Here is a 25,961-nt window from a genome sequence, read left to right as displayed (position 1 = left end):
TAAATGATAATTTTTGATGAGAAAATAAATGTATTTCACTTATTTAACGAAAAAATAAGTTATTTGATCCAAATTGAAGACTTTGGGTATGTCAATCATCTTTATTTTGGTAAGAAAATCAAAGGTTATTCGAATTTACATCGTTATCGTCGCATTGACCGCGCGTTTTCACCAAATCCGAGTGAAGCAACTGATCGTACCTTTTCTTTAGATACGATGTTGATGGAATATCCAAGTCATGGAAATGGCGATTTTCGCGAACCAGCTATTCAGCTACAATTCAAAGATGGTTCAACCATTTGTGATTTTCGCTATCAAGACTATCGAATATTCGATGGTAAAAAAGCATTACCAGGGTTACCGGCCACTTATGCTAATGAAGCTCAGGCGGAAACTTTAGAGCTTATTCTAGTCGATGAAGTCGCACAATTACGCTTGGTTTTGAGTTATACAATTTTTAAAGAGTTGGCAGTATTGACAAGATCTGCTCGTCTAGAAAATCAAGGGACTCAGACCGTTGCGATTCAGCGTTTAGCAAGTAGCAATCTTGATTTTTATGCTAGAGAGCTAGAAGTCATTGATTTACACGGTGCTTGGGGACATGAGCGACAAATTGGACGTCAAGCCATTACGCAAGGAATTCGAATTTTTGATAGCAAACGCGGTGCAAGTAGTCATATGCAAAATCCATTTGTGGCCCTTGTAGAACCTACCACTACGGAATTTCATGGAGAAGCTTTTGGCTGTTGTTTAGTCTATAGCGGCAATTTTGAGGCAGTGGTGCAACAAGATCAATATCAGCAAACGCGTCTGATAATGGGAATCAATTCTTTTCAGTTTAATTGGCAATTGCAGTCAAACAAGAGTTTTACCACACCGGAAGCCGTATTCGTGTATAGCGACCAAGGATTAAATCAATTATCCGCAACTTATCATGATTTATTTAATCAACATTTGGTTCGTGGAAAATATCAAGGAAAAGAACGCCCAACGCTGATTAATAACTGGGAAGCGACTTACTTTGATTTTAACGAAGAAAAATTGATGCAAATCGTGGATGAAGCAGAAAAACTAGGAATCGAAATGTTTGTATTAGATGATGGCTGGTTTGGCAAACGCGATGACGATTATTCTTCATTAGGTGACTGGGTTGAGTATCGCGAAAAACTAAATGGGCGCTTGCAAAACATTGCGGAAAAAGTACATGCTAAGGGAATGAAATTTGGTCTCTGGGTGGAACCGGAAATGATTTCAGAAGATAGTGAACTATTTCGTGCCCATCCTGATTGGGCGTTTCAAGTACCGAATCGTCCACGTAGTACGAGTCGTAGCCAGTATGTATTGGACTTTTCAAGAGAAGAGGTTCGTGAAAATATCTACCAACAATTAACTGCGATTTTAGACCATACGGATGTTGATTATATTAAATGGGATATGAATCGCAATATGACCGAAGTCTATTCGAAACAACTACCACCACAAGCGCAAGGGGAAGTGGCGCATCGCTATATTCTTGGGTTGTATGACTTGTTAGAAAAAATAACCACTCGCTATCCAGATATTTTATTTGAAAGTTGCTCTGGTGGCGGCGGACGCTTTGATGCAGGAATGTTGTATTACATGCCGCAAACATGGACGAGTGATAATACGGATGCTTTAGCGCGCTTGAATATTCAATATGGTACAAGTATGGTTTATCCAATTTCGACGATGGGTTCCCATGTTTCAGCAGTACCAAACCATCAAACCCATCGCGTGACTAGTTTAGCAATTCGTGGCAATGTCGCGATGTCGGGTGTTTTAGGTTATGAGCTTGATTTAACGAAATTGACTGCCGAAGAAAAGATAAGCATTCAAGAACAAATTGTCTTTTATAAACAACACCGTGCTTTATTCCAATTTGGACGATTTATTCGTTTGACCTCACCATTTGAGAAAAATAGTTGCGCGTGGATGTTTGTTTCAAAAGATCAAAAAGAAGCCATTGCCTTTTATTTCAGAAAGTATGCTCAGGCTTCCTTCCCGCTAGAAACGTTACGACTAGCAGGACTAGATGAAGAACAAATCTATGAATGGAATGGTTGTGAAATCTCTGGTAGTGAAGCCATGCATTTAGGACTTTACATTGATGAAAACCTAACAGGCGATTATGCTACACAAATGTTTTATTTAAAAGCAAAATAACAGTAGGCAACCAAATGACTTGAATAATTCTCGTTTCATTTGGTTGCTTTTTTAAAGAAAAATTGGGGGTTATACCATGAAAATTAAAAATGAAGCGATGTTAATTACGTATTGTGATAGCTTAGGAAATAATTTGAAAGATTTAAATAAAGTATTAGATAAACATTTAAATGGTGTTGTGGGTGGGATTCATCTGTTGCCTTTCTTCCCATCAACTGGTGATCGTGGTTTTGCGCCAAGTGATTATACCGTGGTGGATCAAGCATTTGGGACTTGGGAAGAAGTGGAAGCATTAGGCGAAAAATATTATTTAATGTTTGATTTCATGATTAACCATATCTCGCGCGAATCAAAATTTTTCCAAGATTTTAAACAAAATCATGAACATTCGCCTTATAAAGATATGTTTATCCGCATTCATGAGTTTTTCCCTGAAAATCGTCCGACACCAGAAGATATTGATTTGATTTATAAACGCAAAGATAAAGCACCGTTTCAGGAAGTGACTTTTGCCGATGGGACCACTGAGCAAGTGTGGAATACTTTCGGTGAAGAACAAATTGACTTAGATGTAACCAAAGAAGTAACCAAACAATTTATCAAGGATACTCTAAAAGATATGGCAAGTCATGGGTGCTCTTTGATTCGTTTGGACGCTTTTGCCTATGCGATTAAAAAATTAGATACCAATGATTTCTTTGTCGAACCAGAAATTTGGGAATTATTAGATGAAGTGCGTGAGGAAGCAGCCAAATATGATTGTGAGTTGCTGCCGGAAATTCATGAACATTATACAATTCAAATGAAAATTGCAGATCATGATTACTATGTTTATGACTTTGCTTTGCCAATGATTACGCTGTTTTCATTGTATAGTGGGAAGTCCAACCGCTTAGCTCGTTGGTTGAAAATGAGTCCGATGAAGCAATTCACTACACTAGATACACATGATGGTATCGGAGTGGTGGATGCCAAAGACTTATTGACCGATGAAGAGTTAAATTATACATCTGAAGAGCTATATAAAGTCGGTGCGAATGTGAAGAAAATTTATTCTTCTGCAAGTTATAATAATTTAGATATTTATCAAATCAATTCGACCTACTATAGTGCTTTAGGGGATAATGACCGTAGTTACTTATTAGCACGGGCCATTCAGTGTTTTGCACCGGGTATTCCACAAATTTATTATGTTGGTTTATTGGCAGGGAAAAATGACATTGAGCTATTGGAAAATACGAAAGAAGGCCGCAATATCAACCGTCACTACTATTCATTGCCAGAAATCGATGAAGAAGTAAAACGCCCAGTGGTGAAATCTTTATTTGATTTACTACGCTTTAGAAATACTGCTGCAGCTTTTGATTTAGCCGGTGAAATCATTGTTGAAACACCAAGCGAAGAAACAATTATCATCACTAGAAAGGATAGTCAAGAGAATCGTGCGGTATTGACTGCTAATCTTCAAACCAAGGACTTTGAAGTGAAACATAACGGAGAAGTAGTACTAACACAATTAGCTGAATAAGAAAAGAAGGAGTGCAAATTTTGTGCTCCTTTAATTAATTAAAGTGTTTTAAAATATTTCTAATCTTATCTGAAAAACAGAAGAGATTTAAACATTGATATATCAACGTTTAATTGAATATTTAATAAAAAACACAGAAAATTTTAAATTAATGCTTGCTAGTTAGGTTGATACATGTTATTATCCATCTTGCAGCACAACTGCGAACGAGAGAGGCGAGTATGACTTTGCCAAACTTATTGCTGCCTGAAATTTAGGCAGATTTGATGTAGTAAAGGGGCTTTTCGCGCCCATTGAAGAGATGAGAAGAAATAAAAGGACTTCTTGTCGACTCAAATTTTTTATAACGTAATGATCCAATCATCATTATGCTTGTGAAAACGATTAGTAAGAGTGGTAAAAGTAGGCATGCTAAATAGACTCTGCGTTCTAACAATAATAAAGAGAAGGACTGCCCTTTTTTAGGGAGTCTTGATGAAATAAAATGTAGAAATCGAAAAACTCAGGTATAGGATGAAGACTGTACCTGAGTTTTTTTGTGCTTAAATAAACAGCCTATTTTTATAAGTGAGTAGCAAATCTCGTAATACCGCTTGATAGACTGTTAAAGTGAGCGACTACATTAAAAAAGTGAAAATTTGATCGTGAGGTGATCGTAAGTGTTAACCAATCAAGAACAAACGCCCATCGTCCAAGCTTTGATGGATTTGAAAAAACAACGCCTGGTGCCTTTTGATGTACCTGGACATAAGCGAGGGAAGAGTGGGAGTGATCTTGTACAACTCTTTGGTGAAAAAACCATTTCCATCGATGCGAACTCGATGAAACTATTAGATAATTTAAGTCATCCTGTATCGGTCATTCGGGAAGCGGAAGAATTAGCCGCCCAAGCTTTTGGTGCTAAACATGCCTTTTTTATGGTTAATGGCACGACACAAGCAGTGCAAAATATGATTTATGCAACCGTCCAAGAAGGCGATAAAATTCTTTTACCACGTAATGTCCATAAAAGTGTGATTAATGCTTTGGTAATGTGTGGGGGAATTCCTGTATATGTCCATACGCCATTACAAAAAGAATTAGAAATTTCGACGGGGATGCCTTTTGAAGAAGTGAAGGCTACAATTGATGCGCATCCAGATGCCAAAGTGATTTTAGTCAATAATCCGACTTATTATGGGATTTGTTCTGATTTGTTACAGATTACCCAGTATGCGCATGAAAAAGGTTTAAAAGTCTTAGTAGATGAGGCGCACGGTACACATTTGTATTTTGGAAAAGGTCTACCAATCCATGCGATGGCTGCTGGCGCTGATATGGCTGCAGTCAGTATGCACAAATCGGGTGGTTCATTAACTCAGAGTTCATTTTTACTTTGCAATGCGTCTATGGATCCAGAATATGTCCGTACAATGATTAATTTAACTCAAACGACAAGTGCGAGCTATTTATTAATGGCTAGTTTGGATTTGGCTAGACGTAACTTAGTCTTAAATGGTGAAGAAATCTTTAAAAAAGTAGTGGCCTTAGCGCAATATGCACGTGATGAAATCAATGAAATCGGGGATTATTATGCGTATTCAACCGAAATCATTGATCGCGAAGGGATTTATGATTTTGATGTGACTAAGCTATGTGTGAAAACGACTGGCATTGGTTTAACAGGTAGCGAAGTGTATGACTTATTGCGTGATGAGTATAATATCCAAGTCGAATTTGGCGATACGGCTAATATTTTAGCTTATATTTCTGTGGGGGATAGAATTCACGATATTGAGCGTTTGGTTTCGGCTTTATCCGAGATTCGCCGCCGCTATAAAAAAGAGTCACGGGATTTATTAGTTTTTGATATTGCGCAAACCGATGTCGTCATTTCACCGCGTAAAGCTTTCTATGCTCAAAAGGAAAGTCGTTTGCTTCAAGAGAGTATCGGTGAAATCTCAACGGAAATGGTCATGTGCTATCCGCCGGGAATCCCGATTGTGGCACCTGGTGAGTTGATTACAAAAGAAATTATTGAACATATCGAATATGCGAAGGAAAAGGGTTGTTTCTTGATGGGGACACAAGATCCAGAGGTGGCTTCGATTTGTATCGTGAAAGGAGAATGCTAAATGGATTTATGGTATTCCGATTATCATGTCGATGATGTCAGACTATCGATTAATGTCGAGCGAGAAATCTATAGTCACCAAACAGAATTTCAGCATATTGCGATTTTGGATTCTAAAGAGTTTGGGCGCATTTTAACGCTAGATGGCGAATTGATTAGTACTGAAAAGGATGAATTTTTCTATAGCGAGATGATGGTGCATGTACCAATGGCGGTGCGACCAAAAATAAAAAAAGTCTTAGTCATAGGTGGCTGCGATGGGGGAATCTTAAAAGAATTATGTAAATACCCAACGATTGAACAAATTGATGTGGTGGAATTAGATGCCCAAGTCGTGCAAATTTGCCAACAATTCTTCCCACCGGCTGGCCAAGCTTTTCAAGATGAACGGGTGCAATTATCGATTCAAGATGCACTGAAATTTATGCGTCGTAAAGAAGATGAATATGATTTGATTATTGTTGATTCAGCTAATCCGTTTGGGGTGAATGAAAGTTTGTTTACCCGTGAATTCTATGGTAGCTGTTATAACGCTTTAAAAACTCAAGGCGTCTTAATTAGCCAACATGCCAATGCTTTTTATGCCGAAGATGAAGAAGCGTTTAATCATATCAGAAAACGCTTGACTTCAGTTTTTGAAAATAATTATGTCTATATGGCAAGTATTCCAACGTATGCAGCGGGTTATCTCTTGTTTGGCTATTCATGTAAGTCTGGCCATCCACTTTTAGATTTGCAAAAAGAAGTCTGGGAAAGTTTAGCGATTCCCACACAGTTTTATAATGTGGCCTTGCATCAGGGTGCCTTTGCTTTACCAAACTATATTAAGGAGCTGTTGTAGATGTTAACACCAAATATTGAAACCTTTATTGCTTGTGAGTCAAGTTATGAAGAAGCACAAACGGTACTTTTCGGTGCCCCTTATGATTCGACCACCTCTTATCGTCCAGGTACGCGCTTTGCTAGTCGAGCCATCCGCAGCGAATCATTTGGCCTTGAAACGTATAGTCCTTATCAAGATAAAGATTTAGAAGAGATTCAAGTATTTGATTCCGGTGATTTGGAGCTTTCATTTGGGCGTGTGGATTTAGCTTTAGCAGATATTAAAGCACGCACCCAAACCATTTTAGCTGACAATAAGCGCCCTTTTATGATTGGTGGCGAGCATTTAGTGACTTTACCCGCAGTAGAGGCGACTTTTGAGAAGTATCCTGATTTACAAGTGATTCAGTTTGATGCCCATACAGATTTACGTGAGGCTTATTTAGATGCTAAATTATCGCATGCGACCGTGATTCGTCGGATACATGATTTTCTAGGCGATGGCAAAATTCATCAATTTGGGATTCGCTCAGGGGAACGTGCGGAATTTCAATTTGCTAAAGAACATACGAATTTGCATAAGTATCATCTAGATGGACTAAAAGAGACGGTTGCTGCTTTAAATGATACCCCGGTTTATTTAACGATTGATTTAGATGTCTTTGATCCGGGTGTTTTTCCAGGGACAGGGACTCCTGAGGCTGGGGGGATTTTCTTTATGGAGTTTGTGGAAAGCTTAAAGTTAATCAGTCAATTAAATATCGTCGCTTTAGATGTCAATGAATTATCACCTACTTTAGATCAAAGTGGGGCATCTACCGCTTTGGCATGTAAAGTTGTTCGTGAATTATTATTAGCCATTCATTAATTAATTTGAGGAGGAAAAAAACTATGGCAAAAGCATTAATTATCGGTGCAGGAGGCGTCGCAAGTGTAGCGGTGCATAAATGTGTGCAAAACAGCGAAGTATTTGAGGAAATTTGTATTGCCTCAAGAACAAAATCAAAATGTGATGCATTAAAAGAAAAATTAGACGGACAAGGTTGCAAAATTTCAACTGCTAAAGTCGATGCGAATAATGTCGAGGAGTTGATTGCTTTAATTGAAGATTTCAATCCAGATATCGTCATCAACTTGGCTTTACCTTACCAAGATTTAACCATTATGGATGCGTGTCTAGCTACCAAAACACACTATCTAGATACGGCGAATTATGAACCAGAAGATACGGCTAAATTTGAATATAAATGGCAATGGGAATATCGTGAAAAATTTGAAAAAGCAGGTATTACCGCTATTTTAGGTTCTGGTTTTGATCCAGGCGTTACTGGTGTCTTTTCCGCTTATGCACAAAAACATTACTTCGATGAAATTCACCAAATTGATATTCTTGACTGTAATGCTGGTGATCACGGCTATCCATTTGCGACCAACTTTAACCCAGAAATCAATATCCGTGAAGTCTCTGCAAAAGGTAGCTACTGGGAAGATGGTCATTGGGTAGAAACGGAACCAATGGAAATTAAGAAGGTCTATGATTTCCCACAAGTTGGACCACGTGATATGTATTTATTACACCATGAAGAAATCGAATCCTTAGCATTAAATATTAAAGGGATTCAACGTATTCGCTTCTTTATGACATTTGGCCAAAGCTATTTAACGCATTTGAAATGTCTAGAAAATGTTGGTATGACAAGTATTGAACCAATTATGTTTGAAGGTAAAGAAATTATTCCTCTACAATTCTTAAAAGCAGTGTTACCAGATCCAGCTTCATTAGGTCCTCGTACCAAAGGAAAGACCAATATTGGCTGTATCTATCAAGGAGTCAAAGATGGCAAACCTGTGAACTACTATGTCTATAATGTTTGTGACCATGAAGCATGTTATAAAGAAGTAGGTTCCCAAGCTGTTTCTTATACAACTGGGGTACCTGCGATGATTGGTGCAATGTTAGTCGTTAACGGGACTTGGAATAAGCCAGGGGTACACAATGTGGAAGAATTAGATCCAGATGCCTTCATGGAAGCTTTAAATCAATGGGGCTTACCATGGGTAGAAGATTTTAACCCTACCTTGGTGCAAGACTAATGGAAAATAAAATCTTATGGGATGAAAGGAGTATCCCAACACCAAGTTTTGTTGTGGAAGAAAACTTATTACGAAAAAATCTAGAAATCTTAAAACGAGTACGCGAGGAAAGTGGTGCTAAGATTTTATTAGCACAAAAAGCTTTTTCGATGTTTCACTTTTATCCATTGATTCGTGAATATCTAGATGGCACAACGGCCAGCGGTATTTATGAAGCAAAGCTAGGGGCAGAAGAATTTGGTAAGCAAACCCATGTCTTTTCGCCGGCTTATCGTGATAGTGAATTTACTGCTTTGCTTGAAATTTGTGATCACATCGTCTTAAACTCTTTTAGTCAGTGGCAACATTTTAAAGCACAAGCCTTGCAAAGTGGGAAATCTTTTGGTTTACGGGTCAATCCTGAATGTTCTACCCAAGAAGGCCATGCGATTTATGATCCATGTGCACCAGGGTCACGTTTAGGGATTTTAGCGAAAGATTTTGTAGGCCAAGATTTAACCGGAATTGAAGGATTGCATTTTCATACGCTGTGTGAGCAAAATGTGGATGATTTGATTCCTACCTTACAAGCTTTTGAAGAGAAATTTGCGGATTATTTACCGCAGATGAAGTGGGTGAACTTCGGTGGTGGCCATCATATCACGCGTGAAGATTATCAAGTGGATGTCTTAATTGACGTCATCAAACGCTTTAAAGAAAAGTATCAAGTGGAAGTCTATCTAGAGCCAGGGGAAGCCATTGCCTTAAATGCGGGTTATTTAGTGGCGAGTGTTTTAGATATTACTGAAAATCATGGCGTGAAAAATGCGATTTTAGATACTTCTGCGACTTGTCATATGCCAGATGTCTTAGAGATGCCCTACCGTCCGATGATTATAGGTAGCGCTCAACCAGCAGAAAAGCCCTATACCTATCAATTCGGTGGACCAACTTGTTTGGCAGGCGATATTATTGGTCAATATTCTTTTGATCAGCCTTTACAAATAGGGAGTCGCTTAATCTTTTGTGATATGGCTATTTATTCGATGGTAAAAACGAATACATTTAATGGCATGCCACTTGCCAATATTTATGCTTGTGATACAGCCAATAAGTTACAGCTAGTCCGTAGTTTTAACTACCACGACTTTAAAAATCGTTTATCATAAACATTCAGTCATAGATAAGGAAGTTTTACTTCTTTATCTATGACTTTTTTATGTGCAGAAAAGAGCTGTGGGGTAAGGGGTTATATTCAGCGTTAAAACCTTTTAAAAACGGCCTGTTCATTCTATCGTGCAAAAATATGCGTTAAACAAATTTTTCACAAGAGCATGGAATGAAGTGATTGATTTAGAAAATTTACTATATAATAGTAGAAAAAAATCAATCTAGTAGCTGTATTTGTGAATTTATTTATAAACCGCTTTACAATGGGAAAATATCAATTTCGAATCAAACAACTAGGTCGCTTTCTTTTATGGATGCAAGATCCGTTAGTTTATAGTTTAATCATGGCTGCGATTGCTTTAAGAATTGCGGTATTACTTTTGTTTAAAAAATGATTTTTCTAAGCGTAGAACATGTTCCAAATGGGGCATGTTTTTTTTATTAGGACATCTTCCAAATAGTATTAAGTAAGATGACTAATTTTCATAATATTTTCATTCGCTACTTGCATTGATAGATAATCGCTGTATAATAAAATAGTTACTTAAAGTAATTATTTTCGATAAGTAAGGAGGATGGAAATGAACTGGGAAGATTCAGAACGGTATATTTCTGCTTGTATTGCAGCAAAGAAGACGTTACAATTTTTGCCTGTGCCGCCTAAAGATTTACGCCGGCAGCAAATATACCAATTGAAAGTGTTGCATGATTTGATGGAATGTCAAGACTCAGTCAAAATCAGTGATATTGCCCATCGGATTGGGACGACCTTACCAAGTGTCACGAAGAGTATGAATGAGTTGGAAGAAAATGGTTATGTCAAAAAGGTGGAAAATCTTCAGGATAAACGCATTACCAATATTGCTTTAACGGATAAAGGACAAGCAATATATGATCAACTGATATACCAATTTCATGTGCAAAATGCCAAAGTATTAGCTGATATTCCGGAAGAGGAGTTAAATACAACCATCGCAACCATTCGTAAAATTTATCAGAAAATGGATACTTTTAATCGATATAAAGGAGATGAACAGTTTGTATAAAACCTTAGCAAAATCGATGCGTCAATATATTAAGCCTTCGATATTCACGATGATTTTTTTAGCTGGTGAAGTTTTTGCTGAAATGATGATTCCTTATTTGATGGCTAAAGTATTGGACCGTGGATTTGAAACCAAAGATATTCAATATATTATTCAAATTGGCCTATTGATGGCTGTGATTGCCTTAATTTCCATGACTTGTGGGATTTTAGGTGGTAAGTTTTCTTCAGATGCTTCAGCGGGATTTGCGGCGAATTTAAGAGAAGATATTTATCGCAATATTCAACGATTCTCTTTTCAAAATATTGACCGTTTCTCTACACCAAGCCTGATCACCCGTTTGACCACTGATATTACCAATATTCAGTTTGCCTTTCAAATGGTCTTAAAAACAGTGATTCGTGCGCCGTTTATGATTGTGTTTGCTTTTATTATGGCAGCTTATACCAATCTTAAGCTATCTATGATTATCTTAGCCGTGATTCCATTTTTAGGAGCTGCCTTGATTTTCTTGATTTATCGTGTGCATCCTTATTTTGTGAAGGTCTTTCGTCAATATGACCATTTAAATCAAACCGTTCAAGAAGTGATTAATGGCGTACGTGTGGTGAAATCTTTTGTACGTGAAGAAAAAGAAATTGACCGTTTTAAAGAGGCTTCTGAACAAATCAAGCAAGTCTTTATGAAAGCTGAAAAGTTAATCGCGTTAAATAGTCCGATTATGCAAATTGCAGTCTATAGTTCCTTACTTGTCGTTTATTGGTTTGGTGCCAAATTTGTCGTAGCGGGAAGTATGACACCTGGTACTTTGACTTCATTTATTATGTACATGCTTCAAATCTTAAATAGCTTGATGATGTTTTCAATGATTTTTGTCATGATTGTGATTTCTGAAGCATCTTGTGAACGGGTAGCTGAAGTCTTAACTGAAAAATCAACGTTAACCAATCCAGAAAATCCTGTGACAACGATTGAAAATGGTGAAATTGAGTTCAAAAATGTGTCTTTCAAGTACTATCCTGAAGCACAAGAAGCTGATTTGGCCAATATTAGTTTTAAGATTGAATCAGGGCAAACGATTGGCATTATCGGAGGAACGGGAAGTGGGAAATCTAGTTTGATTCAACTCATTCCAAGACTTTATGATACCACACAAGGAGAAGTCTATGTTGCTGGACGAAATGTCAAAGAGTACGACCTAGTAACCTTGCGTGATCAAATTGCGATGGTTTTACAAAAAAATACGCTATTCTCTGGTACGATTTTAGAAAATTTACGTTGGGGAGATAAGGATGCTTCTTTAGCTGAAGTGAAGCGCATGGCTAGTCTTGCCCAAGCGGATCAGTTTGTTTCGACTTTCCCAGAAGAATATAATACCATCTTAGACCAAGGTGGGAATAATGTATCCGGCGGACAAAAACAACGCTTAACCATTGCTAGAGCTTTATTGAAGAAACCTAAAATCTTGATTCTAGATGATTCAACCAGTGCTGTCGATACAAAAACGGATGCTAAAATTCGTCAAGCATTTAAAGAAGAGATTCCAAATACAACGAAGATTATTGTGGCGCAACGAGTTTCTTCTATTCAAGATGCCGATAAAATTATTGTGCTAGATGAAGGAAAAATTAATGGCATCGGCACACATGAGGAATTATTAGCGAATAATCAAATTTATCAAGAAGTTTATGAATCACAAGTGAAAGGGGGACGAATCAGTGAATAAGAAAAAAGCAATGGGTAGACCAGCCAATCCAGTAAAAATATTTGGTCGAATTTTATCTTATGTGGGTAAAAAATATCGTTGGCGTTTAATCGTTGTATTTATAAGCATTATTGTTTCAGCAGCGGCAAATGCAATCGGAATTAGTTTCTCACAACGCTTGATTGATGATTATATTGTGCCCCTTTTAGGCAAAGCGAATCCTAATTTTGTTCCTTTAGCGAAGGCGATTGGCTTTATGGCGATGATTTATTTGAGTGGTGCGATTTTGACGTATGTGTATAATCGTACCATGGTCACTGTCTCTCAAGGTGTGCTAAAAGATATTCGTGATGAAATGTTTGCGCATATGGAAATTCTTCCTGTACGTTACTATGATAGTAATGCCACTGGCGATATTATGAGTCATTTTACGAATGATACGGATACGCTTAGACAAATGATTAGTCAGTCGATTCCTCAAACGATTGCTGCTTTGATTAGTGTCTTATCGATTGTCATTGCAATGTTTATGATTAATGTTCCGATGACGATTTTTGTCTTATTCATGGTTACTTTAATGATTTTAGTCATTCAAAATTTAGGTTCCAAGAGTGGAAAGTATTTCTCTTTACAACAAAAAGCTTTAGGAACGTTAAATGGTTATATTGAAGAAATGATTGAAGGGCAAAAAGTCGTGAAAGTCTTTAATCATGAAGAAGCTGCCATTGATCGTTTCGTGGAATTAAATGAAGATTTGCGCGTGAATTCTACTAAAGCAAATACTTATGCCAATATTATGATGCCAATTATGGGAAATATCGGAAACTTCATGTATTTATTAACGGCTGTGGTGGGTACTATTTTTTCTATCACTGGCGTTACGGCGTTAACAATTGGTAGTATTGTTTCTTTCGTGCAGTTTACGAAGAGTATCACGATGCCAATTGCCCAAATTTCACAACAATTCAATGCGATTATTCTGTCTTTAGCCGGTGCACAGCGTATTTTTGAACTATTAGATGAAGTGCCTGAAACGGATGAAGGACACGTCGAGTTAGTCAATATCGTTAAACATGAAAATGGTCGTATGGAAGAAACTGCCAAACGTACGGGTCACTGGGCATGGAAAAATACTGATTCGAATGGGCATGTGCAATACACTGAGTTAAAAGGGGATGTGCGCTTTGAAGAGGTGACGTTTGGCTATCGCGAGGATAAAACGATCTTGCATGATATCAATTTATTTGCCAAACCAGGGCAAAAAATTGCCTTTGTCGGTGCAACTGGGGCTGGTAAGACGACGATTACCAACTTAATTAATCGTTTCTATGACATTCAAAAAGGGATGATTACTTACGATGGGATTAATGTTCAAGCGATGAAAAAAGCGGATTTACGTCGTTCACTAGGAATTGTGCTACAAGATACGCATTTATTTACTGGTACGATTAAAGAAAATATCCGCTATGGGAAATTAGATGCGACGGATGAAGAAGTCTATGCTGCGGCGAAATTAGTGAATGCGGACCACTTTATTCGTCAACTACCAAAAGGCTATGATACTGAGTTAACCGGTGATGGTGGCTCGCTTTCTCAAGGACAACGCCAACTATTAGCCATTGCTCGGGCGGCTGTGGCAGATCCACCGGTATTAATCTTAGACGAAGCGACTTCAAGTATTGATACACGTACTGAAGCGATTGTACAAGCGGGAATGGATTCATTGATGAAAGGACGTACCGTATTTGTCATTGCGCACCGCTTATCGACGGTTCGAAATTCTGATGCGATTATGGTATTAGATCAAGGTCGTATTATTGAGCGCGGTACCCATGATGAATTGATTGCCCAACAAGGTGAATATTATCAATTATATACTGGTGCTGTAAAATTAGCCTAAAAGAAAAACCAACGAGACTCTAGGGTAAAAGAGTTCCGTTGGTTTTTTTGATTTCTTTATGATAGTTCGCCGTGTTCGCGATACCAATGATCAGGTTGCCATACCCAGTTAAAGCCATCTTCTTGAAGTAAGTGGAAAGCTTCATCTGGTCCCATTGTTCCAGCGGCATAAGTTGGAATAGGAGAAGTAGTGTCAGCATCCCAAGCTTGGCGGATTTGATCCACAATTTTCCAAGATTGGGCTACTTCATGCCAGTGTGTAAAGTTGGTACCATCGCCGTTTAAGCAATCTAAAATCAGTTTCTCATAGGCTTCTGGTGTATTCGCAATAATTTCTGCACTGTTACGGTAGTCAAGTTTTACCGGCAATAGATTGAAATTAGGGCCAACTTCTTTCCCATTTAATGAAAGGGAGAAGCCTTCTGTTGGTTGGATATAGATGGTTAAGACATTTGGTTCTGGTTTTTGGGCATTTTGTTCTTCTTCATCAAAGGAATGATTGAAGAGATTAATTGGCACAGACTTAAAGACGATATTGATACGTGTGCCTTTTTCGGTCATACGTTTACCGGTACGAATATAAAACGGTACGCCAGACCAGCGGAAATTATCGATAAACAAACGACCGGCGACAAAGGTTTCTGTACGTGATTCAGGATTGACTTGATCTTCTTCTTTATAGCCTTTATAAGTACGACCAGAAATTTTTCCTTGGACATATTGTGCGCGGACAAAGTTTTTCGCTACTTCTTCAGCATCGTACATCCGAATCGTACGTAAAGCTTTAATTTTTTCGTTGCGGATTTCTTCTTCATTAAAAGCAGCGGGTGGATCCATAGCAAGTAAGGCTAAGACTTGGAAGATGTGGTTTTGGACCATATCTTTTAAGGCGCCACTTTGATCATAATAGCCTGCGCGTTCTTCCACACCAAGATTTTCAGCCAAACTAATTTGCACATTATCTATATAACGATTATTCCAAACCGCTTCGAATAAAGAGTTAGCAAAACGCACTGCAGAAATACTTTGAATCATTTCTTTTCCTAGATAATGGTCAATGCGATAAATTTCTGATTCATCAAATACTTCGTTAATTTCATTGTTTAACTTTTCAGCTGTTTGATAATCAGTACCAAATGGTTTTTCGATAATGACACGATGATACCCATTTGATTCAAGTAAACCTTGTGATTGTAAATGATGCACAATCGTACCAAATAGGCTAGGGGACATCGCTAAGTAAAATAGGCGATTACCAGCTAAACCGTATTCTTCGTCTAATTGGTTGGCTAATTTCTTTAAAGTATCATAGTGATTGGTATCATTGACATCGTGTGATTGATAATAAAAATGGCTCGCGAATGCCGCTGCTTGTTGCTCACTTGCAGTTAAATTTGAGACAGAAGACATTACGACTTCACGGTAAGTTTCGTTAGACCATGGCCGACGCGCGGTTCCAATCACAGCGAAACTCTCTTTTAACAGCCCTTTTTGATATAACCGAAATAAAGAAGGATAGAGTTTACGTTGTGCTAAATCTCCTGTACCTCCAAAGATAGTGATCAAAACCTTTTTTTCTTTCATATGTTTCACTCCTCGTTTAGTAAATCGACAAATATTGTACTCGCAGCTTTAAAACTAACTGCGATGGTTTTTTCTTGATTTTGTATGGTTACCGGACCTTCGTAATCCGCAATATCGATAATCCGGTATTCTTCTTGAAGATTCAAATCTAAGGAAACCAAATAATCCAGTAGTTCTTTTTCATCTAATACACGTGCAATTCTAATCAGACTGCCTACTGGATAATCCGCTAAAGTTTGGCGTTTTTTTTCAGAGATAATGCCATTTTCTTTCGGAATTCTCCCTCCATGTGGACAATAATTTGGATAATTCATAAAAGCTTCTAATTTGTTGGCTAATTTATCAGAAGTGACGTGTTCTAAAACTTCTGCATCATCATGGACATCATTCCATGAATATTGTAAGTATTCAACTAAAAATACTTCCCACAAACGATGGCGGCGCATTAAAGAACTCGCGGTTTGTGCACCTTGATCCGTTAATTGTATGCCTTGATAAGGAAAGTGGAGTACTAAATTTTCTTTTTCTAATTTTGAAATCATTTCACTGACTGAAGCCGCGGATACACCTAGACCAGCCACGATTTGCTTGTTTGAGATTTTCTTTTCATGCCCACCTAACTCTAGGATGAGTTTTAGGTAGTCTTCGCGATTAGGAGTCAAAAAAATCCCTCCTTTATAGTATGTAATAAATTTTACCACGCATTTATCAAAAAAGCTAATATTGTTATCATTTGTCAATAAAAAGAATCAGGCATGGGTTTGCCTGATTCTACAATTATCTGATTTCTAAATTTTATTTTTGTTAGGCAAGCTGCTTGGAGCTGATTGACCTTATCTCACATCCTTATGCAATCTGTGTTCGCCGGGTAGCTCCTGTGCATCTAAGCCGGCCTGTCTAGGAAAATCTTGAAACACAGAGGATTTTCCTGACATTCCGAACAAACTTAGCTGCTTGGAGCTGACCGACCCGGCTCACAACCTTATGCCCAATCTCCGTTTCTGAAGACTGGTACTCGGGTGCCGTCTGCTTTGATGCCGTCGATATTCATTTTATCTGAACCGACCATGAAGTCTACGTGGGTCGTGCTGCGGTTTAAGCCTGCTGCAGCTAATTCTTCTTCGGTCATATCGGTACCACCTTCTAAGCTAAAGGCATAAGCAGAACCAAATGCCAGGTGGTTTGAAGCATTTTCGTCAAATAAAGTATTGAAGAAGATAATGCCTGATTGGGAAATAGGTGATGGATCAGGAACTAAAGCCACTTCACCTAAATGTTTTGCTCCTTCATCAGTTGCAAGTAATTCAGCGAGGACATCTTGACCTTTATCAGCTTTGAAATCAACAACTTTACCATCTTTGAATGTAAAGTGCATGCCTTCAATAATATTTCCAGAATAACTTAATGGTTTTGTTGAAGCAACAGTACCATTAACATTACGACTATCAGGGGCAGTGAATACTTCTTCTGTAGGCATGTTTGCCATAAAGAATTCGCCACGACTGTTATGACTACTTGCGGCTTCCCAGTGATGTCCTTTAGGTAAACCAATTGTTAAATCTGTGCCTGGTGCGGTATAGTGAAGTGCAACAAATTGTTCTTTATTTAACCATTCTGCTTTTTCTAATAAATTAGCATCGTGTTCTTTCCAAGCTTGCACTGGGTCATCCGCATAAATCCGTGTTGTTTTAAAGATTTGATCCCATAGTGCATCGACTGCTTCTTCTTCACTTAATTCAGGGAAAACTGTTTTGGCCCAAGCAGGACTAGCGGCAGCAACCACTGTCCAGCTATATTTATTCGCTTGTAAGGCTTGCATTAATGGCGCAAAAGCAGCATTGTTTGCTTTACTGAAGGTTGCTAAACGTTTGCCATCGACACCCGCTAAAGCACCTGGGTCATTCGATACTAGACTAATACGACTAGCTCCTTTTTCTAACCAGTCATTAGCTTCTTCAATTTTATATTGAGGAACTGTTGAAATGCGATCATCTGCAGCATGTAACATAAATTCTTTACTAATGACATCATCGGACCATTGCATTAAGACTTCAGCTGCGCCTAATTCGTAAGCTTTTTTTACGATTAAGCGTGCAAGAGGTGCTTGATCAACCGCAGCCCGTAACACAACTGTATGTCCTTTTTTTACGTTTACACCGATTTCGACGATTAATTGGGCGTATTTTTCTAATAATTCTTCAAAATTTGGTAAAGTCATTTTTTTCACCTCATATAAATATTGTTCGTTTTTTATGATAGCATAGATTTTTAATAAAGAATAGAAGAAAGTTTAGAAGCGAATCAGAAGTAGCTAAGAAACAAAAGTAAATTATATTAGTTATATAGCTGTTTTCGTTAGGATTTTAAAATGTTTTACTTAATTATATTAGGCTGATGTTAAACAAAATGTAAAATAAGTATGATTATATAAAAGGATAAAATATTTAATGATATTGTGAAATTAGATATTGTACAAAGTTAAAAAACAGTCTAAAATAAATATAGGATGTTTTGGAAGCGATTCATAGAAATAGGAGGGATAGGAAATGGCTCGTAAAAAAACAATAACCAAAGATCAAATTTTAAAAGCAACTTATGAACTTGTCGCAAAAGAAGGATTGTCAAAATTTACTGCACGCAATATTGCGGCGAAGATGAAATGCTCAACTCAACCAATTTACTTAGAATTTAAAAACATGGATGATTTACGCTCAGCATTAATTCAAAAGATTTTTGATCATCTAGGTGAAGATGTATTACCAAAAGTACAGACTGGCGACCCTGTGATTGATTTTTGTTTGAATTATATTGATTTCGCAACAAAAGAAAATCACCTATATCGTGCCTTATTTATTGTTGGACATGGTGGTGAACCTGTTTTACAAGGATTTTCGTTTGATTATTTCAAAAATACGGTTATTAAAGATACTGAATATGAAAAATTACCAGATAAAGAAATTGAAAATCTTTTTGTGAATTTATTAGTGATGGCAAGTGGCGTTTCTTCATTAATGTATTCTGGGGTTATTGCACCTAATAGTCAACAAATTACAGGCATCTTAAATGAAGTCTTAAAGGCGGTGCAGGAGAGGCAAACTACTTACGATTTAAATTTTATCGCCCCACATCATCCAAGTGAAGTATAAAAAATAAGCATTCAACCTGATTTGTAGGGTTGAATGCTTTTTTATCTAGGCATTTTCTTCAACTGATTTAGCTAACTGTTTTGCAAATTCTTCTAAGTTATCAATATCTTCGTCTTCAGCGTTTAATTCAACTTTCACGCTGTCAGCCCCTTTAATTGCACCAGTTTTTAAGAAGGCTTGTTCGAAGTCGTCCACCGATTTACAGAAATAATCATAGAATGTATCGCCGGAACCACAAACACCAAAGACTTTACCAGATAAGTCCATTTCTAGTAAATCATCATAAAGATCGACAATTTCATCTGGTAGATCGCCATCGCCATAAGTATAAGTGGCCACAACGCATAGGTCAGCATCTTCAAAATCACTTGCTGAAACATTTGAGCATTCTTCAATTTCAACATCGAAATCTAAATCTTCTAAGCTTTCTGCAACAATATCAGCAATTTCTTCTGTATTTCCTGTCAAACTAGCATAAAAAATTTTTGCTAAAGGCATAATCTTCACTCCTAAAATGTATCTTCATGCAAGAAAATATCATACTTTCATACAAAAAAAGCGTATAACAACCTACTCAAAAAGTCAATTAGTTTCTACTTATGAGTATTTTCTAACTCTGTTTGTTTCAGTTTTAAAAATGTGCTAAAATTAAATGAATGAAGTTTGAAAGGAAATGAAAAATGATTACTTTAAAATCTGAACGTGAAATCGAAATGATGGCACAATCTGGTGCGCTATTAGCAGATGTGCATAAACATTTACGAGATTTTATTAAACCTGGAATTACAAGTTGGGACATTGAAGTTTTTGTCCGTAATTATATTGAATCTCATGGAGGAGTAGCTGCACAAATCGGCTTTGAAGGCTATAAATACGCAACTTGTTGTAGTATTAATGATGAAATTTGTCATGGTTTTCCACGTAAAAAAGTGCTTAAAAATGGTGATTTAATCAAAGTTGACATGTGCGTAGATTTAAAAGGTGCGATTTCTGATTCATGCTGGTCTTATGTTGTTGGCGAGGCAAGTCCTGAAGTAAAACGTTTGATGGAAGTAACCAAAAAAGCTTTATATTTAGGAATTGAACAAGCTCAAGTTGGCAATCGGATTGGTGATATCGGCCATGTGATTCAAACATATGTAGAAGGTGAAGGATATGGGGTCGTCCGTGATTTTATCGGTCATGGTATTGGACCTACTATTCATGAAGCACCGTCTGTTCCTCATTATGGCGAAAAAGGGAAAGGATTACGCCTAAAAGAAGGAATGGTTATTACGATTGAACCCATGGTAAATACGGGGACTTGGAAGATGAAAATGGATAAAAATGGTTGGACTGCGTATACCCAAGATGGTGGTTTAAGTTGTCAATATGAACACAGTCTTGCCATTACAAAAGATGGTCCACGTATTTTAACATCACAAGGGGTAGAAGGTACTTACTAAAAGGAAGGGTCAGAATGAAGAAAAAAGGCTCTAAGGAAAAAAAGAAAACCCCAAAGATAAAAACATTTATTGATTTAATGTCAGTAAGAATGCAAAATTCAGAGATAGGCGTCACTTCTTCAGTTGTCGCCTATTATCTGTTATTGTCTTTTTTTCCGTTATTGATTGCGGTTGGAAATATTCTGCCGTTATTTCATTTTAATCAAAATCAAGTTTTAACCATGTTAAAGACAATGATGCCACAAGAAATTTACTTATTATTTGCACCTTCAATCAAGGCTTTATTGACAAGTGGTTCTAAGGAGTTGCTTTCGATTTCAGCTGTGGCGACGTTATGGTCTGCGAGTAAGAGTATTAATGCTTTGCAAATTGCGATGAATAAGGCCTATGGGGTGACTGGGACAACAAATTATCTAGTCATGCGTCTGGTGTCGATGCTTATGCTTATTCTTTTTTTTGCGGCTATTGTCGGCGTTGTTATCGTCATTGGGTTTGGTAAAGTAGCGCTAGATTGGATTCAGCCACATTTGAAAATACCTGATTCTATCATTACGACATTCCAAACCGTGAAGTGGCCAGCGACAATCATTGTACTATTGGCAATCTTAACTTTGGTGTATTGGATTATTCCTAATGCCAAAATTGGGATTCGTTCGGCTTTTCCAGGAGCTGTTTTGGCGACAATTGGTTGGTTAGGATTGACGCAAGTATTTGGAATATATATGAAATATTTTGCGACGGGGTTTAATGGATATAAAATTATTGGGACTTTTATGTTATTGATGATTTGGCTGAAATTTGCAGCAATGATTGTGGTATTTTGTGGTGTTTTCAATACTGCGCTTGCTGAATATCGAACTGGTGGAGATTTAAGTCAACGCAAAGATCCGCTAGAAGTATTAACTAAACGAATGAAAGCACAATTATTACATTCAAATGAGAACGAAAGCGAGTCATAGGAATGGATTTTACTTTAGAATTTATTTTACACTTTTTGGCGACAATGATGTTATCGGTCATTTTAACCCCTCTTGTAAAGTTGTTAGCTTTTCAAGTTGGTGCGGTGGATTATCCGGGAAAACGTCGGATTAATCAAAAGGTGATGCCGACAATTGGTGGATTAGCCATTTTTATTGCCTTTGCGATTGGATCTATTTGGCAGTTTCATGAGTATCTTTTTATGAAAAAAGTGTGGGCTATTTTGTTAGGTGCACTCATTGTCGTGATTACAGGTTTTATCGATGATCGCAAAGAATTATCACCTTTACAAAAATCAATCGGCTTATTTATTGCCGCTCTAGAAATTTATTTTGTAGCGGGTTTAAAGATGGATACGATTAGTATTCCGTTTTTTGGGATGTTTCATTTAGGTTGGTTGAGTTTTCCGGTGACGATTATTTGGATTTTTGCGATTACTAATGCAGTCAATTTGATTGATGGTTTAGATGGATTAGCTTCAGGAGTTTCGATGATAGCTTTATCCACGATAGGTATTGTAAGTTATTTTTACTTGCCTGATAATATTGGAACGTATTTGACGATGCTTATTTTCTTATTAGTGGCTGCGATATTAGGCTTTTTCCCTTATAATTTTCATCCTGCGACGATTTTTTTAGGAGATACGGGCGCTTTATTCTTAGGTTTTATGATTTCCGTAGTATCGTTGCATAATTTGAAAAACGTTACTTTTATTTCCGTTGTGACACCAATGTTTATCTTAGGTGTGCCAATTACAGATACTGTGTTTGCAATTATTCGCCGGAAATTTAATAAGCAACCTATTTCGTCAGCGGATAAAATGCATTTACATCATCGCTTACTTTCTTTAGGTTTTTCACATCGTGGAGCAGTCCTTACGATATATGGTTTAGCTTTAACTTTCTCATTTATTGCATTATTGATGACTTATGCAAGTACACCAGCGATTATCTTGATGATTATTTGTACAACTGTTGGAATCGAACTTTTTATCGAGCTCATTGGTCTAGTTGGTGAAAATCGCCAGCCTTTGTTAAAAACTTTGAAATTTTTTGGTAATAGTGAGTATCGACATGAGTATTTATTAAATCGCTATGAAAGAAAAAAAAACGAAAAAGAACAAAACCGTAAAAAATTATAGCTATTTAAGTCTTGATTGTTTGATAACATCAAGGCTTTTCTTTTATCTAAAAATAGTGCTATAATAAAAGAAACAAGCAGGCAAATGAGGTGAAGAGATGATTAAAATAAGTGACAGCGAATGGGAAGTTTTGCGTGTTGTTTGGACCAATCCAGATTGCGATGCCCATTTGGTAAGCGAGGTCTTAGGAGATTCTAAAGATTGGCAAAAGTCAACAGTAAAGACTTTGCTTGCTCGTTTAGTAAAAAAAGGTGCATTAAATACGACGCGTGTCAGAAATAAGTTCATCTATACACCGACTGTGACGGAAGAAGAGGTCATTGTTAGTGCTACTGAGACGCTTTTTTCACATATTTGTGCTAAAAAAATTGGTCAAACGATTGCTGAGATGATTACCTCTTGTGAATTAACACCTGCTGATTATCAATTAATTCAAGAAGCTCTAGCGCAAAAAGAGACCGTTGATACAATTGAATGTAATTGTATTCCTGGACAATGTCACTGTAAAGAGCATCAATAATGTTAAGTGGGGGGAGAGTATGGAATTAAAAAAATTAGAAGTACCAACTTCATCCATAACTGAAGTGAAAAAATCACCAATGGATGTTTTTCAACAGGCGCGTGATGCAAAAACAGGTGTCTATATTTTTAATCGTGAAAAAATTGCAGGAGTGATGCTTACTCAGCAACAATATGAAGAGTTGTTGACGGAATTGCATGAGTTACGTAATCAATTAAATGTAAACCAAGCGCAAATGATTGTTTCTTCAGATATTGATGGTTTGGAAAATTTTGCTGAAAATATTCGCGATGCTTTAGTCACTGGTTCAAGTATTTCTGCTAAGAACTTAGATGAGCGTATGGTAGCGTTTGGCTTTATTACGAAAAAGACAGGCTTTGGTGGAGTTGTAGAAATGCTAAACGAATTAAAAGAAACTGGGAAAATAATCTATCATTTGCGAAAACGCACCGGTGAAAAAAATATTGTTGCGGAAGTAGTCGGTGAATCAGATAACCAAACAAGTATTTTTGATAAAATTATTATTCGCAAAGTATATTTGAAAACAAAATAAATTGACAGTTGCTAGGATAATGCATAGAATTTAACTGATAAATAAATTTAAAGGAGATTTTCATGGCTGAATTATTACAATTAGCTTTAGCCGAACAAAAAGGGCCTAAAGCATTAATCAAAACAAATCGTGGGGATATTTTGGTGCAATTATTTCCTGAGGTAGCTCCTAAAACAGTAAAGAACTTTGTTGAATTAGCAAAAAAGGGCTATTACGATGGTGTGATTTTCCACCGCGTGATTCCTGATTTTATGATTCAAGGAGGCGATCCAACCGGTACAGGTATGGGTGGCGAAAGTATCTATGGCGAAAAATTTGAAGATGAATTTAGTCCACAAGTATTTAACTTCCGCGGTGCACTTTCTATGGCAAATGCTGGTCCAAATACAAATGGCAGTCAGTTCTTCATCGTTAATAATCAAAATGTTCCAGCACAAATGGTTCAACAAATGCAAGCAGCGGGTTATCCTGAAGCAGCGATTGAAAAATATAAAGATGGTGGTACTCCATGGTTAGATTTTCGTCATACTGTTTTCGGACATGTATTAGAAGGTATGGATGTTGTTGATGAAATCGCCAATGTTCAGCGCGGTCCACAGGATCGACCAGTATATGATGTGGTCATGGAAACAATTGAAATTAGTGAATAGAACGAGAAGGGAAAGTGCCGGTGTAGCCTTTCCCTTTTTCATGCCAAAATATGCTATAATATTAAAAAATGTAGAAGGAGGATTTTATGAAGTATAAAATTGGACAAATACTAGATGGTGTGATTACCGGGATCCAACCTTATGGGGCTTTTGCAGCTTTAGATGAACAGACACAAGGGTTGATACATGTTTCAGAAATTCAGTCAGGATATACGAAAAATATTCATGATATATTACATATTGGTCAACAATTAAAAGTACAAATTATTGATATTGATGAATATTCTCAAAAAATAAGTTTGTCTAGAAGGACGCTAGAAAAGCAATACGTACAACACAGCTATCGAAAAAAACGCTATTTTACAAATAAAAATCGTAAAATTGGTTTTAAAAAGATTAATCAAGAATTACCCATTTGGATAGAAGAAGCCTTAAGAGAGCTTGAACACCCGACAACTGATACTTCAAATTAGAGTGGTTTCATTATTCAAATTATTGAAAATGCAAAAATATAATGTAAATTTTCTGAAATGTGTGTTAAAATATTAATGTTTTAGTTTTGCTGTATAAGATACAGTAATTCGTGCATTTATGATTTGTTTGTCAATTGAGGTGTATAGTTTGGAAAATAAACAAATTGCTGCGACAGTTATTCTTCACAGAAATGATGGTAGTAAAAGATTTTTAACTGAAAATCAAGCACAGGGACAATCATTATTATTGGTAGAAAATGATACCATGCATACTGGATTAGCGAATGTCTTACAGAATATAAAAGAAAATGTACATTTGGATGTTTTTCAGTTGCGACTTGTTGAACTAACAAATGCAAAAATCGCGGATAAGCGTATGCCAATTTTTGTTTTTGAGGTAAAAGAAGAGGATATTGATATTCGCTTGCCTGCTCAATATTCATGGAAAGAAGCCAAATATTTTATGCAGATGATTTCAGAATTTGAATTACAAGGTATGCCAATTTTTTAACTAGTGTATCTGTAAATTTATTTTAGGCTTGCCAAATTTTTACTTTTTTTGAAAAAGTCGTTGACAGGTTAGTGATAATTTGATATTATTTAAAAGTCGCTGAGATATAAGATGATTTAGATATATTACTATATCCTACTCAGATACTCAGAATTTGACATAAAGTAGACCTTTGAAAACTGAACAAATAAATGCAAACAACCAATGTGTAGGGTCTTTAGTTTATTGCAAACTAGAGAAAAATACATGCAAGCAATAGCTAGCAAAATCAATTTTGAGCTTAAAGTCATTTTTTGACTTATCAATACTTTTTTATGAGAGTTTGATCCTGGCTCAGGACGAACGCTGGCGGCGTGCCTAATACATGCAAGTCGAACGCATTTTCTTTCACCGTAGCTTGCTACACCGAAAGAAAATGAG

General features: G+C 36.9%; 24 protein-coding genes and 1 rRNA gene. 21 read left to right on the top strand and 4 right to left on the bottom strand.

All coding sequences use genetic code 11. The features are described from left to right. The first annotated feature begins 3 nt into the window (after nucleotides 1-3). The 11 genes from ACTQZM_RS03440 (at nucleotide 4) to ACTQZM_RS03390 (ending at nucleotide 14,541) form a co-directional block, all read left to right on the top strand. Entirely contained in the window at nucleotides 4-2,184 is a 2,181-nt protein-coding gene (locus ACTQZM_RS03440) for an alpha-galactosidase (RefSeq protein WP_441652898.1), read from the top strand. A 76-nt stretch (nucleotides 2,185-2,260) separates the two neighbouring features. Further along, nucleotides 2,261-3,712, top strand: coding sequence for a sucrose phosphorylase (gtfA, locus tag ACTQZM_RS03435; RefSeq protein ID WP_441652897.1), 1,452 nt, complete (start codon nucleotides 2,261-2,263; stop codon nucleotides 3,710-3,712). Nucleotides 3,713-4,371: 659 nt separating this feature from the next. Continuing rightward, a complete protein-coding gene (locus tag ACTQZM_RS03430) occupies nucleotides 4,372-5,826 on the top strand; it encodes an aminotransferase class I/II-fold pyridoxal phosphate-dependent enzyme (RefSeq protein ID WP_441652896.1) in 1,455 nt (484 codons plus the stop codon). Continuing rightward, the gene (gene speE / locus ACTQZM_RS03425; protein WP_441652895.1) at nucleotides 5,827-6,666 is read left to right on the top strand and encodes a polyamine aminopropyltransferase; all 840 of its coding nucleotides are present in this window, start codon (nucleotides 5,827-5,829) and stop codon (nucleotides 6,664-6,666) included. Then, nucleotides 6,667-7,515: an agmatinase gene (gene speB / locus ACTQZM_RS03420; RefSeq protein ID WP_441652894.1), complete on the top strand. Its 849-nt coding sequence runs from the start codon at nucleotides 6,667-6,669 to the stop codon at nucleotides 7,513-7,515. 23 nt (nucleotides 7,516-7,538) lie between these two features. After that, nucleotides 7,539-8,741, top strand: a complete 1,203-nt coding sequence (locus ACTQZM_RS03415) for a saccharopine dehydrogenase family protein (protein WP_047334268.1) — start codon at nucleotides 7,539-7,541, stop codon at nucleotides 8,739-8,741. After that, nucleotides 8,741-9,889, top strand: a complete 1,149-nt coding sequence (nspC, locus tag ACTQZM_RS03410) for a carboxynorspermidine decarboxylase (protein WP_441652893.1) — start codon at nucleotides 8,741-8,743, stop codon at nucleotides 9,887-9,889. Before ACTQZM_RS03415 ends, nspC begins: the two co-directional genes overlap by 1 nt. Nucleotides 9,890-10,126: 237 nt before the next feature. Continuing rightward, nucleotides 10,127-10,285 (top strand): hypothetical protein, encoded by a 159-nt coding sequence (locus ACTQZM_RS03405; protein WP_441652892.1) that lies wholly within the window; start codon nucleotides 10,127-10,129, stop codon nucleotides 10,283-10,285. 186 nt (nucleotides 10,286-10,471) lie between these two features. After that, nucleotides 10,472-10,936: a MarR family winged helix-turn-helix transcriptional regulator gene (locus ACTQZM_RS03400; RefSeq protein ID WP_441652891.1), complete on the top strand. Its 465-nt coding sequence runs from the start codon at nucleotides 10,472-10,474 to the stop codon at nucleotides 10,934-10,936. Next, complete coding sequence (locus ACTQZM_RS03395; RefSeq protein ID WP_441652890.1) at nucleotides 10,929-12,662, top strand: ABC transporter ATP-binding protein; 1,734 nt, start codon at nucleotides 10,929-10,931, stop codon at nucleotides 12,660-12,662. The genes ACTQZM_RS03400 and ACTQZM_RS03395 overlap by 8 nt, the downstream gene beginning before the upstream one ends. A gap of 10 nt (nucleotides 12,663-12,672) precedes the next feature. After that, entirely contained in the window at nucleotides 12,673-14,541 is a 1,869-nt protein-coding gene (locus ACTQZM_RS03390; RefSeq protein ID WP_441652925.1) for an ABC transporter ATP-binding protein, read from the top strand. 56 nt (nucleotides 14,542-14,597) lie between these two features. Here the strand turns inward: ACTQZM_RS03390 and zwf are convergent, their stop codons facing one another. The 3 genes from zwf to ACTQZM_RS03375 all read right to left on the bottom strand — a co-directional run bounded on the left by zwf (nucleotide 14,598) and on the right by ACTQZM_RS03375 (nucleotide 18,342). Then, nucleotides 14,598-16,124 (bottom strand): glucose-6-phosphate dehydrogenase, encoded by a 1,527-nt coding sequence (gene zwf / locus ACTQZM_RS03385; protein WP_349279322.1) that lies wholly within the window; start codon nucleotides 16,122-16,124, stop codon nucleotides 14,598-14,600. A 5-nt stretch (nucleotides 16,125-16,129) separates the two neighbouring features. Then, a complete protein-coding gene (locus tag ACTQZM_RS03380; RefSeq protein ID WP_441652889.1) occupies nucleotides 16,130-16,786 on the bottom strand; it encodes a metal-dependent transcriptional regulator in 657 nt (218 codons plus the stop codon). 320 nt (nucleotides 16,787-17,106) lie between these two features. Continuing rightward, nucleotides 17,107-18,342, bottom strand: coding sequence for an aminopeptidase (locus tag ACTQZM_RS03375; protein ID WP_441652888.1), 1,236 nt, complete (start codon nucleotides 18,340-18,342; stop codon nucleotides 17,107-17,109). 328 nt (nucleotides 18,343-18,670) lie between these two features. On the opposite strand from ACTQZM_RS03375, the gene ACTQZM_RS03370 reads away from it, so the two are divergent. Beyond that, nucleotides 18,671-19,270, top strand: a complete 600-nt coding sequence (locus ACTQZM_RS03370) for a TetR/AcrR family transcriptional regulator (RefSeq protein WP_441652887.1) — start codon at nucleotides 18,671-18,673, stop codon at nucleotides 19,268-19,270. A 45-nt stretch (nucleotides 19,271-19,315) separates the two neighbouring features. Here the strand turns inward: ACTQZM_RS03370 and ACTQZM_RS03365 are convergent, their stop codons facing one another. Further along, complete coding sequence (locus ACTQZM_RS03365; protein WP_047342924.1) at nucleotides 19,316-19,768, bottom strand: flavodoxin; 453 nt, start codon at nucleotides 19,766-19,768, stop codon at nucleotides 19,316-19,318. A 182-nt stretch (nucleotides 19,769-19,950) separates the two neighbouring features. On the opposite strand from ACTQZM_RS03365, the gene map reads away from it, so the two are divergent. From map to ACTQZM_RS03320, 9 genes are all read left to right on the top strand, one after another. Beyond that, nucleotides 19,951-20,715, top strand: coding sequence for a type I methionyl aminopeptidase (gene map / locus ACTQZM_RS03360; RefSeq protein ID WP_441652886.1), 765 nt, complete (start codon nucleotides 19,951-19,953; stop codon nucleotides 20,713-20,715). 14 nt (nucleotides 20,716-20,729) lie between these two features. Then, complete coding sequence (locus ACTQZM_RS03355; RefSeq protein ID WP_441652885.1) at nucleotides 20,730-21,674, top strand: YihY/virulence factor BrkB family protein; 945 nt, start codon at nucleotides 20,730-20,732, stop codon at nucleotides 21,672-21,674. A 2-nt stretch (nucleotides 21,675-21,676) separates the two neighbouring features. Further along, complete coding sequence (locus ACTQZM_RS03350; RefSeq protein ID WP_248626081.1) at nucleotides 21,677-22,834, top strand: glycosyltransferase family 4 protein; 1,158 nt, start codon at nucleotides 21,677-21,679, stop codon at nucleotides 22,832-22,834. 97 nt (nucleotides 22,835-22,931) lie between these two features. Beyond that, nucleotides 22,932-23,354, top strand: a complete 423-nt coding sequence (locus ACTQZM_RS03345) for a CopY/TcrY family copper transport repressor (protein WP_113827282.1) — start codon at nucleotides 22,932-22,934, stop codon at nucleotides 23,352-23,354. A gap of 19 nt (nucleotides 23,355-23,373) precedes the next feature. Further along, nucleotides 23,374-23,907 carry a type II toxin-antitoxin system Phd/YefM family antitoxin gene (locus ACTQZM_RS03340; protein ID WP_248626080.1) on the top strand — a complete coding sequence of 178 codons (534 nt, stop codon included), beginning with the start codon at nucleotides 23,374-23,376 and terminating at the stop codon, nucleotides 23,905-23,907. Nucleotides 23,908-23,969: 62 nt separating this feature from the next. Next, nucleotides 23,970-24,557, top strand: coding sequence for a peptidylprolyl isomerase (locus ACTQZM_RS03335; RefSeq protein ID WP_047241657.1), 588 nt, complete (start codon nucleotides 23,970-23,972; stop codon nucleotides 24,555-24,557). 86 nt (nucleotides 24,558-24,643) lie between these two features. Further along, complete coding sequence (locus ACTQZM_RS03330; protein ID WP_441652884.1) at nucleotides 24,644-25,030, top strand: CvfD/Ygs/GSP13 family RNA-binding post-transcriptional regulator; 387 nt, start codon at nucleotides 24,644-24,646, stop codon at nucleotides 25,028-25,030. Between the two features lie 139 nt (nucleotides 25,031-25,169). After that, nucleotides 25,170-25,541: a hypothetical protein gene (locus tag ACTQZM_RS03325; protein ID WP_248626077.1), complete on the top strand. Its 372-nt coding sequence runs from the start codon at nucleotides 25,170-25,172 to the stop codon at nucleotides 25,539-25,541. A 310-nt stretch (nucleotides 25,542-25,851) separates the two neighbouring features. Continuing rightward, nucleotides 25,852-25,961: ribosomal RNA gene (locus tag ACTQZM_RS03320) — 16S ribosomal RNA — on the top strand; the annotation flags it as partial.

Origin of the sequence: Enterococcus cecorum, from assembly GCF_052119425.1 — a bacterium.
GTDB classification, from domain to species: Bacteria; Bacillota; Bacilli; order Lactobacillales; family Enterococcaceae; genus Enterococcus_E; species Enterococcus_E cecorum_C.
The sequence above is the reverse complement of the archived record's forward strand: the minus strand, read 5'-3'. Positions and strand labels throughout refer to the sequence as shown.